Genomic DNA, 12919 nt, shown 5'->3' on the forward strand with positions numbered 1-12919 from the left:
AAGATTTCTCAAGCTCATTTATGTTGAATGAGTTTAACCAGATTACAACTGGGGCGCACGATGGCTTACTCTTATACTGAAAAAAAACGTATCCGCAAAGATTTTAGTAAGTTGCCGGATGTTATGGATGTACCTTATTTATTAGCAATTCAGTTAGACTCTTATATAGGGTTTTTACAAAAGGGTATCACTAAAGAACAACTCCGTGACAAAGGCTTACATGCAGCTTTTAAATCCGTCTTTCCTATTATTAGCAATTCAGGCAGTGCTGCCCTGGAATATGTTGGCTACCGCTTTAGCGAGCCTGCATTTGATGTAAAAGAGTGTATTTTACGCGGCATAACTTATGCAGCACCTTTAAGGGTTAAAGTACGCTTGATCATTTTCGATCGTGAATCATCTAATAAAGCAATCAAAGATATTAAAGAACAAGAAGTCTATATGGGTGAGATCCCATTAATGACTGATAATGGTACTTTTATTATTAATGGTACTGAACGTGTGATTGTATCTCAATTACATCGTAGCCCCGGTGTGTTTTTTGACCACGACCGTGGTAAGACACACAGTTCAGGAAAGTTATTATATTCAGCACGTATCATTCCCTACCGTGGTTCATGGTTGGATTTTGAGTTTGATCCAAAAGACCAAGTATTTGTGCGTATTGACCGCCGTCGTAAATTACCTGTTTCTGTATTATTACGCGCACTGGGTTATACAACAGAAGAAATTATTGATCAGTTTTATGATACAAATATTTTTAATGTAAAAGGTGAAAGTTTTGCATTAGAGCTTGTGGCATCTCGCTTACGTGGTGAAATTGCTGCATTTGATATTCGTGATGAAAAAGGTAAAGTGATTGTTGAGCAAGGCCGTCGTGTTACTGCTCGTCATATTAACTTGCTAGAAAAAGCAGGTATTACAGAATTAGAAGTCTCTGTAGATTATATTTTAGGTCGGACATTAGCGCATGATGTGGCTGATTCTGCAACAGGCGAAATTATCGCAAATTGTAATACAGAAATCACTGCTGAATTATTAGCGAAATTGGTTAAAGCGGGTGTTACCCGTATAGAAACTATCTATACCAATGACATTGACTGCGGACCATTCATTTCAGATACATTAAAAAATGATACAACCAGTAATCAATTAGAAGCATTGGTTGAAATCTATCGTATGATGCGCCCAGGTGAACCACCAACTAAAGAGGCTGCTGAGAATTTATTTGGTAATTTATTCTTCTCTTCTGAGCGTTATGATCTTTCAGCGGTTGGTCGTATGAAGTTCAACCGTCGGATTGGACGTGAAGAAATAGAAGGTTCAGGTGTATTAAGTAAAGAAGATATCATCGATGTATTAAAAACATTGGTTGCGATCCGTAATGGTAAAGGAACCGTTGATGATATTGACCATTTGGGTAATCGCCGTGTACGTTGTGTTGGTGAAATGGCTGAAAACCAATTCCGTGTTGGTTTAGTCCGTGTTGAGCGGGCTGTTAAAGAGCGTTTATCAATGGCTGAAAGCGAAGGCTTAATGCCTCAAGACCTAATTAATGCTAAGCCGGTAGCAGCTGCAATTAAAGAGTTCTTTGGTGCGAGTCAGTTATCTCAGTTTATGGATCAGAATAATCCATTATCAGAAATTACGCATAAGCGCCGTGTTTCAGCATTAGGCCCAGGCGGTTTAACCCGTGAACGTGCAGGATTTGAAGTACGTGACGTACATCCAACCCATTATGGCCGTGTATGTCCAATTGAAACACCTGAAGGCCCAAACATTGGATTGATTAACTCATTAGCAACTTATGCACGTACTAATGAATATGGCTTCTTAGAAAGTCCATACCGTGTTGTTAAAGAAACAAAAGTTACTGATGAAATTGTATACCTATCAGCCATTGAAGAAGCAGATCATGTAATTGCTCAGGCAAGTGCTAAACTAGAGAACGGCAAGCTAGTTGAAGAGCTTGTAGCTGTTCGTCACATGAACGAGTTTACTGTTAAAGCACCTGAAGATGTTACATTAATGGATGTTTCACCAAAGCAAGTAGTATCGGTTGCGGCGTCACTTATTCCATTCCTTGAACACGATGATGCTAACCGTGCATTGATGGGATCAAACATGCAACGTCAAGCTGTTCCAACCTTGAAGGCGGATAAGCCTCTTGTAGGAACGGGTATGGAACGTTATGTTGCTCGTGACTCTGGTGTTTGTGTGGTTGCTACTCGTGGTGGTGTTATTGACTCAGTTGATGCAAGTAGTATTGTCGTGCGTGTGGCTGATGATGAAGTTGAAAAAGGGGATGCAGGGGTTGATATCTATAACCTAACAAAGTATACCCGTTCAAATCAAAATACTTGTATTAACCAAACGCCTTTAGTTCAAAAAGGTGATGTGATTGCTCGCGGTGATATTTTGGCAGATGGCCCCTCAACTGACATGGGTGAGTTGGCTTTAGGGCAAAATATGCGCGTAGCATTTATGCCTTGGAATGGTTTTAACTTCGAAGACTCGATTTTATTATCTGAGCGTGTGGTTCAAGAGGACCGTTTTACAACTATTCATATTCAAGAATTAACTTGCGTATCACGTGATACTAAGCTAGGTCCAGAAGAAATTACAGCTGATATCCCTAATGTGGGTGAGCTTGCTTTAAATAAACTGGATGAAGCGGGTATTGTTTACGTAGGTGCTGAAGTACAACCAGGCGATATTTTAGTGGGTAAAGTAACGCCAAAGGGCGAGACCCAATTAACGCCTGAAGAAAAGTTACTTCGTGCTATTTTTGGTGAAAAGGCTAGCGATGTAAAAGATACTTCTTTACGTGTTCCTACAGGCACTGTGGGTACTGTTATTGATGTTCAAGTATTTATTCGTGAAGGTGTTGAGCGTGACGCACGTGCCCTATCAATCGAGAAGTCTCAATTAGATGCGATTCGTAAAGATTTAAATGAAGAATTCCGTATTGTAGAAACCGCAACGTTTGAACGTTTAAGTTCAGCATTGGTTGGTCAAAAAGCAGATGGTGGTGCAGGCCTTAAGAAAGGTACTGTATTGACACAAGAAATTCTAGATGATATTGAGCACGGCCAATGGTTTAAAATTCATATGGCAGATGAAGGGCTTAATGAGCAATTAGAAAAAGCGCAAGCTTATCTTGCTGACCGTCGTAAGTTATTAGATGAAAAGTTTGAAGACAAAAAACGTAAATTACAACAAGGTGATGATCTTGCCCCAGGCGTATTGAAGATTGTTAAGGTCTATTTGGCCGTAAAACGTCGTATCCAACCTGGTGACAAAATGGCGGGTCGTCATGGGAATAAAGGTGTTGTTTCTGTCATTATGCCCGTTGAAGATATGCCATACGATGAGAATGGTGAACCTGTAGATATTGTGTTGAATCCATTGGGTGTACCTTCTCGTATGAACGTTGGTCAAATTTTAGAAACGCATTTGGGCTTAGCTGCCAGGGGTCTAGGTGTTAAGATTAACCGAATGTTAGACGAACAACGTAAAGTGGCAGAGCTACGTCAATTCTTGGATGAGATTTATAATAAAATTGGCGGTCGTCAAGAAAATATTGACTCTTTAACTGATGATGAAGTGATTAGCCTTGCTAATAATTTACGCAAAGGCGTACCAATGGCTACGGCTGTATTTGATGGCGCAAAAGAAACAGAAATTAAGTCAATGCTTAAATTGGCAGATATGCCTGAATCTGGTCAAATGCGTCTTTACAATGGTCGTACAGGGGAATTGTTTGAGCGTCCAGTAACTGTAGGCTACATGTACATGTTGAAACTTAACCATTTAGTTGATGACAAAATGCATGCTCGTTCTACTGGTTCTTATAGTCTTGTTACACAGCAACCATTAGGTGGTAAAGCTCAGTTCGGTGGACAGCGTTTTGGTGAGATGGAAGTGTGGGCTCTTGAAGCTTACGGTGCAGCTTATACTCTTCAAGAAATGCTCACAGTTAAATCAGATGATGTTAACGGCCGTACGAAGATGTATAAGAATATCGTGGATGGTAATCATTCAATGGAAGCTGGAATGCCAGAGTCCTTTAATGTATTGATTAAAGAAATCCGTTCGCTTGGTATCGATATCGAACTTGAAACTGAATAATACGTGTTTAGCAGTGGAACAGCTATTTTGCTGTTCCTGCTCCGCTAGGAGGAAAAGCTTTGAAAGATTTGCTTAATTTATTAAAGAATCAAGGTCAACCAGATGAGTTCGATGCAATCCGAATTGGTCTGGCTTCGCCTGAGATGATCCGTTCTTGGTCTTTTGGTGAAGTTAAAAAACCTGAAACCATCAATTATCGTACGTTTAAGCCTGAGCGTGATGGTTTATTTTGTGCCAAGATCTTTGGACCAGTAAAAGATTATGAGTGCTTATGTGGAAAATATAAGCGGCTAAAACACCGTGGTGTGATTTGCGAGAAGTGTGGCGTTGAAGTTGCCTTAACTAAAGTACGTCGTGAACGTATGGGACATATCGAGTTAGCTTCACCTACTGCTCATATTTGGTTCTTGAAATCACTACCTTCACGTATTGGTCTATTATTAGATATGACATTACGCGATATTGAGCGCGTTTTGTATTTTGAAAGTTATGTTGTTATTGACCCAGGTATGACAACCTTAGAAAAAGGTCAATTACTTAATGATGAGCAATACTTTGAAGCATTGGAAGAGTTTGCTGATGAATTTGATGCTCGCATGGGGGCTGAGGCAATCCGTGAGTTATTAATTCAAATCGATTTAGATCATGAAATTAATACATTACGTGAAGAGATTCCACAGACAAACTCTGAAACTAAAATTAAGAAATTGTCTAAGCGCTTGAAATTAATGGAAGCGTTCAAAAATTCTGGTAATAAACCCGAATGGATGATTTTAACAGTTTTACCAGTATTACCACCTGATTTACGTCCTTTAGTACCGTTAGATGGTGGCCGTTTTGCGACGTCAGACTTGAATGATTTATATCGCCGTGTAATCAATCGTAATAATCGCTTGAAGCGCCTATTAGATTTATCTGCACCTGATATTATTGTCCGCAACGAAAAACGTATGCTACAAGAGTCGGTTGATGCGTTATTAGATAATGGTCGTCGTGGACGTGCAATTACTGGTTCTAATAAGCGCCCATTAAAATCATTGGCAGATATGATCAAGGGTAAGCAAGGTCGTTTCCGTCAAAACTTATTAGGTAAGCGTGTTGACTACTCTGGTCGTTCTGTTATTACGGTAGGGCCTGCATTGCGTTTACACCAGTGTGGTTTGCCTAAGAAAATGGCATTAGAACTATTTAAACCGTTCATTTTTGGTAAGTTAGAAGCTCGCGGAATTGCGACAACAATCAAAGCCGCTAAGAAAATGGTTGAGCGTGAATTACCAGAGGTTTGGGACGTTTTAGCGGATGTTATTCGTGAACATCCAGTATTATTAAACCGTGCACCAACACTTCACCGATTAGGTATTCAAGCATTTGAACCTGTATTGATTGAAGGTAAGGCGATTCAGTTACATCCGTTAGTATGTGCGGCGTATAATGCCGACTTCGACGGAGACCAAATGGCTGTGCATGTTCCATTAACAATCGAAGCTCAGTTAGAAGCACGTGCGTTGATGATGTCGACCAATAATGTGTTATCACCTGCAAACGGTGAACCTGTTATTGTACCTTCGCAAGATGTGGTATTGGGTCTTTACTATATGACCCGTGAAGCGATTAATGCCAAAGGTGAAGGTCGTATTTTTTCTGATTTACAAGAAGTTGATCGCTCTTACCGTGCAGGTGAAGCATCGCTTCATGCAAAGATTAAAGTGCGTATCAATGAAGTAGTTAAGGATCGTGATTCTAAAGAAATCACTAAGAATACACGTGTTGTTGATACGACAATAGGTCGTGCTTTATTATTCCAAATTGTGCCTAAAGGTTTATCTTTTGATGTGGTTAATCAACCCATGAAAAAGAAAGCGATTTCTAAGCTAATTAATCAGGCTTATCGTACAGTTGGATTAAAAGATACAGTGATTTTTGCTGATCAATTGATGTACACTGGTTTTGCATTTTCAACGTTATCAGGTGTTTCAATTGGTGTGAATGACTTTGTTATTCCTGCTGAAAAGAAAGTTATTATTGAAAAAGCAACCAAAGAAGTTAAAGAAATTGAAAGTCAGTATGCTTCTGGTCTTGTGACTCAGGGTGAGAAGTATAATAAGGTAATTGACTTATGGTCAAAAGCCAATGATGAAGTTTCTAAAGCGATGATGGCGAACCTTTCAAAAGAAAAGGTCATTGATCGAGAAGGTAAAGAGGTAGAGCAAGAATCATTTAACTCCATGTATATGATGGCTGACTCGGGCGCACGGGGTTCTGCTGCTCAGATCCGTCAGTTAGCGGGTATGCGTGGTCTGATGGCGAAGCCAGATGGTTCTATTATTGAAACGCCTATTATTGCAAACTTCCGTGAAGGCCTGAACGTATTACAGTACTTCATTTCTACTCATGGTGCGCGTAAAGGTCTTGCTGATACAGCATTAAAGACAGCTAACTCTGGTTACTTAACACGTCGTTTAGTTGATGTTGCACAAGATTTGGTTGTGACAGAAACAGATTGTGGTACAGATCAAGGCTTATTAATGACTGCTCATATTGAGGGTGGTGAAATTGTTGAGCCATTATCTGAGCGTGTGCTAGGTCGTGTAGTTGCACAAGATGTGATGAAGCCCGGAACTAAGAGCGATGTCATAATCCCTGCAGGTACTTTACTTGATGAAAAATGGGTTGAGTTTGTAGAAGACTCAAATGTGGATGAAATATTTGTACGTTCATCTATTACCTGTGAGTCTCGTCATGGACTTTGTGCTAAATGTTATGGTCGTGATCTAGCTCGTGGACATTTAGTCAACATGGGTGAAGCTGTGGGTGTTATCGCTGCTCAGTCAATTGGTGAGCCAGGAACGCAGTTAACCATGCGGACATTCCATATTGGTGGTGCGGCTAGCCGTAGTGCTGCGATTGATAGTGTTCAAGTAAGAAGTGCTGGTACAGCTAAATTACATAACTTGAAATATGTAATTCGTGCAGATGGCGCATTAGTCGCTGTCTCACGTTCAGGTGAGTTAGCCATTGCTGATGAGTTCGGACGTGAGCGTGAGCGCTATAAACTACCTTATGGTGCCGTGATTATGATTAATGATGGCGATAAAGTTGAAGCGGGCGCCGTTATTGCTAAGTGGGATCCAAGTACCCATCCAATTATCTCTGAAGTTGAAGGGATTGTTTCTTTCGTTGGTATGGAAGAAGGTATTACGATCAAGCGTCAAGCAGATGAGCTAACAGGTTTAACTAATATCGAAGTAATGGATCAAAAAGATCGTCCAGCTGCTGGGAAAGATATTCGTCCAGCCGTGAAGTTACTAGATGCTAAAGGTAAAGATCTTTTATTACCAGGAACTGATGTTCCTGCCCAATATTTACTACCTGCTAACGCATTAGTAAGTTTAACTGATGGTGCAAAAATTGGTGTGGGTGAGGTCATTGCTCGTATCCCTAATGAAACGGTCAAAACCCGTGATATTACAGGGGGCTTGCCTCGTGTTGCAGACTTATTTGAGGCACGTCGCCCAAAAGAACCTTCAATTTTGGCTGAAATTAGTGGAACAATTTCTTTTGGCAAAGAAACCAAAGGTAAGCGTCGTTTAGTGATTACGCCTGTTGATGGTGGCGAGCCTTATGAGGAGTTAATTCCTAAATGGCGTCATCTTAACGTGTTTGAGGGTGAGCAAGTGAGTCGTGGGGAAGTTATTTCTGACGGTCCAAGCAACCCGCATGATATTTTACGTTTATTAGGTGTTTCTGCGTTAGCTAATTATATTGTCCAAGAAATTCAAGAAGTTTATCGTTTACAAGGTGTAAAAATTAACGATAAGCACATTGAAACCATTTTGCGTCAAATGTTGCGTAAAGTGGAAATTACTGAATCGGGAGATTCAAGCTTAATTAAAGGTGATCAAGCCGAATTAACAAAAGTACTTGAAGAAAATGAAATACTGGTCGCTGCAAATAAATTTACAGCGAAATATGAACGTGTTTTATTAGGTATTACAAAAGCTTCATTATCTACTGAGTCATTTATCTCTGCTGCTTCATTCCAAGAAACTACACGTGTTCTTACAGAGGCTGCTGTAACAGGTAAGAGAGATTACTTACGTGGATTGAAAGAGAACGTAGTTGTAGGACGTTTAATACCTGCCGGTACAGGCTTGACTTACCATAATGAACGTAAACAAAATCGTGACATTGATACTAACCAAGTGACGGCTGATGAAGTGGAAGCAGCTTTAACTGAAGCACTTAACTTATCAGAAAGTTAATTGGTTACGAATTAATATCATTGTTTGCTTGACGTAGGGATGGATTGTCTTTAGACTTTACATCCCTAAAACTGGCGAGGTTTTGTCTCGCCATTTTTATTATGTTGTAAAAAAATATTTGTGGAGCAATAGATGGCAACAATTAATCAATTGGTGCGCAAGCCTCGCAAGCGTCTCGTCGAAAAAAGTGACGTGCCTGCTTTGCAACGCTGCCCCCAACGTCGAGGAGTTTGTGTACGTGTATACACCACAACTCCTAAAAAACCTAACTCGGCAATGCGTAAAGTATGTCGTGTGCGCTTAACTAATGGTTATGAAGTTAGTTCATACATCGGTGGTGAAGGCCATAACTTACAAGAGCATAGCGTTGTACTTATTCGCGGTGGCCGTGTTAAAGATTTACCGGGTGTTCGTTATCACACCGTGCGTGGATCGTTAGATACTACGGGTGTTAAAGATCGTAAGAATGCTCGTTCAAAATATGGCGCAAAGCGTCCTAAGTAATATTAATTCTGTGTCGATAAGAGTAAGGTCAGGATTATCCTGAGCTAACCTGAAGACCGTATAGAGGGCTTATCCAATGCCAAGACGTCGTGTCGCAGCAAAGCGTGAAATTCTTGATGATCCTAAATATGGAAGTCAAATTCTCGCTAAATTTATGAATCATGTGATGGAAAGTGGTAAAAAAGCAGTTGCCGAACGTATTGTTTATGGTGCACTTGATGTCATCAAACAACGTAAAAATACTGATCAACCTGTTGAGTTCTTCGAGAAAGCACTTGAAGCCATCGCTCCACTCGTTGAAGTTAAATCCCGCCGTGTAGGTGGTGCAACTTATCAGGTTCCAGTAGAAGTACGTCCATCACGTCGTAATGCGTTGGCTATGCGCTGGTTAGTAGATGCTTCACGTAAACGTGGGGAAAAGTCTATGGCGCTTAGACTAGCGGGTGAATTATTAGATGCTTCTGAAGGTAAGGGAGCAGCAGTTAAGAAGCGTGAAGATGTACATCGTATGGCTGAAGCCAACAAAGCATTTTCACATTATCGTTTCTAACTGTAATTTTTATTTAACGAGGACCTTATGGCTCGTACAACCCCTATTAATCGTTATCGTAATATTGGTATCTGTGCTCACGTTGACGCGGGTAAAACGACTACAACAGAACGTATTTTGTTTTACACAGGTGTTAATCACAAGCTAGGTGAAGTTCATGATGGTGCAGCCACCATGGATTGGATGGAACAAGAGCAAGAGCGTGGAATCACTATTACTTCGGCTGCTACAACAGCTTTTTGGGCTGGTTCAAGTAAGCAGTTCGATAATTACCGTGTCAACGTAATTGATACCCCTGGACACGTTGATTTTACCATTGAAGTTGAGCGTTCTTTACGAGTGCTTGATGGTGCTGTAGTTGTATTTTGTGGTACTTCTGGTGTTGAACCTCAATCTGAAACTGTATGGCGTCAAGCTAACAAATACGGTGTTCCACGTATTGTTTATGTGAACAAAATGGACCGTGCAGGTGCTAATTTCTTACGTGTTGTTGGTCAGATTAAAAATCGTCTAGGTCATACACCTGTACCTATTCAATTGCCTATTGGTGCTGAAGATAATTTCCAAGGCCAAATTGATTTATTAAAAATGAAGGCAATTTACTGGAATGAAGAAGATAAGGGTGTAACTTATCGTGAAGAAGAAGTTCCAGCAGAATTGAGAGCAGAAGCTGAAGAGTATCGCTCAAATATGGTTGAAGCTGCTGCTGAAGCCACGGAAGAGTTAATGAATAAATACTTGGAAGAAGGTGATTTATCATATGATGAAATCGTCACTGGTCTTCGTATTCGTACATTAGCAAATGAAATTGTTCCAGCTGTTTGTGGTTCTTCTTTTAAAAATAAAGGTGTTCCATTAGTACTGGATGCTGTTATTCAGTTTTTACCAGCACCTGACGAGATTCCTGCTATTAAAGGAACTGACCCTGACGATGAAGAAAAAATTGATGAACGTCATGCTGATGACAATGAACCATTCTCAGCATTGGCTTTCAAAATTGCTTCTGATAAATTCGTAGGAACTTTAACATTCGTACGTGTATACTCAGGTGTGCTTAAATCTGGCGACTCTGTTATTAACTCTGTTAAGGGTAAAAAAGAGCGTGTTGGTCGTATGGTGCAAATGCATGCAAATGACCGTAAAGAGATCGACGAAGTACGTGCTGGTGATATTGCTGCACTTATTGGTATGAAAGATGTGACCACAGGTGATACTCTCTGTGATGCTGATAAGCAAATTATCCTTGAGCGTATGGACTTCCCTGAGCCAGTAATCTCAGTGGCTGTTGAACCTAAGACTAAAGCTGACCAAGAAAAAATGGGGCTTGCTTTAAGTAAGTTAGCACAAGAAGATCCTTCATTCCGTGTTAAAACAGATGAAGAAACAGGCCAAACCATTATTTCTGGTATGGGTGAGTTACACTTAGATATCATTGTTGACCGTATGCGCCGTGAGTTTGGCGTTGAGGCTAATATTGGTAAACCTCAAGTAGCTTACCGTGAAGCGATTCGTAATACTTGTGAAATTGAAGGCAAGTATGTTCGTCAATCAGGTGGTCGTGGTCAATACGGTCATTGTTGGATTCGTTTTGCACCAGCTGATGAAGGGCAAGAAGGTTTAGAGTTTACAAGTGAAATTGTGGGCGGTGCAATTCCTAAGGAATACATTCCTGCTATCCAGAAGGGTATTGAAGAGCAGATGAAAAACGGTGTTGTAGCCGGTTATCCTCTGTTAGGTTTAAAAGCAACAGTATTTGATGGTTCTTACCATGATGTTGACTCTTCCGAGATGGCATTTAAATTTGCTGCTTCTATGGCAACAAAGCAACTCTCTCAAAAGGGTGGTGCAGTGTTGTTAGAACCTATTATGAAGGTTGAAGTGGTAACTCCTGAAGACTACATGGGCGATGTGATGGGTGACCTTAATCGCCGTCGTGGTATGATTCAGGGTATGGAAGATTCTGTTTCTGGTAAAGTTATTAGAGCAGAAGTTCCATTGGGTGAAATGTTCGGTTATGCTACGGATGTTCGCTCAATGTCTCAGGGTCGTGCAAGTTACTCTATGGAGTTCTTGAAATATGCTGAGGCACCATCAAATATTGCTGAAGCAATTAGTAAAAAACAAGGTTAATATTTCCATTTGATTTGATAAGAGGTTTATTCTCGTGGCTAAGGAAAAATTTGAACGTAACAAACCCCACGTAAACGTAGGTACAATCGGTCACGTGGACCATGGTAAAACAACTTTAACTGCTGCTTTAACAACAGTATGTGCACAAACTTGGGGTGGTTCTGCAAGAGCTTTCGACCAAATCGATAATGCACCTGAAGAAAAAGCACGTGGTATTACTATTAATACATCTCACGTTGAGTATGACTCACCAGTGCGTCACTATGCTCACGTAGATTGCCCAGGACATGCTGACTATGTTAAAAACATGATCACTGGAGCTGCACAAATGGATGGTGCTATCCTTGTTTGTTCAGCTGCAGATGGTCCTATGCCACAAACTCGTGAGCACATCTTATTGTCTCGCCAAGTTGGTGTTCCATATATCGTTGTATTCTTAAATAAAGCGGATATGGTTGATGACGCTGAGTTGATTGAACTTGTAGAAATGGAAGTACGTGATTTATTAAATACTTACGATTTCCCAGGTGATGATACTCCAATTATCATTGGTTCTGCGTTAATGGCGTTAGAGGGTAAAGATGATAACGGTATTGGTGTATCAGCAGTTAGAAAACTAGTTGAGACATTGGATTCTTATATTCCTGAACCAGTACGTGCTATCGATCAACCATTCTTAATGCCAATCGAAGACGTATTCTCAATTTCTGGTCGTGGTACTGTTGTAACTGGCCGTGTTGAGCGTGGTATCGTAAAAACTGGTGAAGAAATTGAAATTGTTGGTATTCGTCCAACAACTAAAACAACTTGTACTGGTGTTGAAATGTTCCGTAAATTGCTTGACGAAGGTCGTGCAGGTGAGAACATTGGTGCATTATTACGTGGTACTAAGCGTGAAGAAGTTGAACGTGGTCAAGTGTTAGCAAAACCAGGTACTATTAAGCCTCACACTGATTTTGAATGTGAAGTGTACGTATTATCTAAAGAAGAAGGTGGTCGTCATACTCCTTTCTTCAAAGGTTACCGCCCACAATTCTATTTCCGTACTACTGACGTAACTGGCTCTTGTGAATTGCCAGAAGGTGTAGAAATGGTTATGCCTGGTGATAATGTTAAGATGATCGTAACATTAATCAACCCAATCGCGATGGAAGAAGGTTTACGCTTCGCTATTCGTGAAGGTGGACGTACTGTAGGTGCTGGTGTTGTAGCTAAAATTATTAAATAATTTTATCTAAAGCATAGAAAAACCCAACGTTATGTTGGGTTTTTTTTTATAAAAATATAAGTTAGATATCACAGAAGGCTGCATAAAATAATAAATTTGTTATTAGTTGGCATT

Annotated in this window: 6 protein-coding genes; all 6 read left to right on the top strand. The window is 40.3% G+C overall.

The annotated features are described in order from the left end of the window. Positions 1 to 60: 60 nt before the first annotated feature. Positions 61 to 4131, top strand: coding sequence for a DNA-directed RNA polymerase subunit beta (gene rpoB / locus DM558_RS14165; protein WP_127164542.1), 4071 nt, complete (start codon positions 61 to 63; stop codon positions 4129 to 4131). A gap of 59 nt (positions 4132 to 4190) precedes the next feature. Next, positions 4191 to 8393 carry a DNA-directed RNA polymerase subunit beta' gene (gene rpoC, locus DM558_RS14170; protein ID WP_127164543.1) on the top strand — a complete coding sequence of 1401 codons (4203 nt, stop codon included), beginning with the start codon at positions 4191 to 4193 and terminating at the stop codon, positions 8391 to 8393. Between the two features lie 132 nt (positions 8394 to 8525). Further along, positions 8526 to 8897 (top strand): 30S ribosomal protein S12, encoded by a 372-nt coding sequence (gene rpsL / locus DM558_RS14175; RefSeq protein ID WP_127164544.1) that lies wholly within the window; start codon positions 8526 to 8528, stop codon positions 8895 to 8897. A gap of 76 nt (positions 8898 to 8973) precedes the next feature. After that, complete coding sequence (gene rpsG / locus DM558_RS14180; protein ID WP_109703924.1) at positions 8974 to 9447, top strand: 30S ribosomal protein S7; 474 nt, start codon at positions 8974 to 8976, stop codon at positions 9445 to 9447. 27 nt (positions 9448 to 9474) lie between these two features. Further along, positions 9475 to 11577: an elongation factor G gene (gene fusA / locus DM558_RS14185; RefSeq protein WP_127164545.1), complete on the top strand. Its 2103-nt coding sequence runs from the start codon at positions 9475 to 9477 to the stop codon at positions 11575 to 11577. Between the two features lie 34 nt (positions 11578 to 11611). Then, a complete protein-coding gene (gene tuf / locus DM558_RS14190; protein ID WP_127164546.1) occupies positions 11612 to 12805 on the top strand; it encodes an elongation factor Tu in 1194 nt (397 codons plus the stop codon). Positions 12806 to 12919: the final 114 nt, after the last annotated feature.

This window comes from Entomomonas moraniae (assembly GCF_003991975.1).
GTDB classification, from domain to species: Bacteria; Pseudomonadota; Gammaproteobacteria; order Pseudomonadales; family Pseudomonadaceae; genus Entomomonas; species Entomomonas moraniae.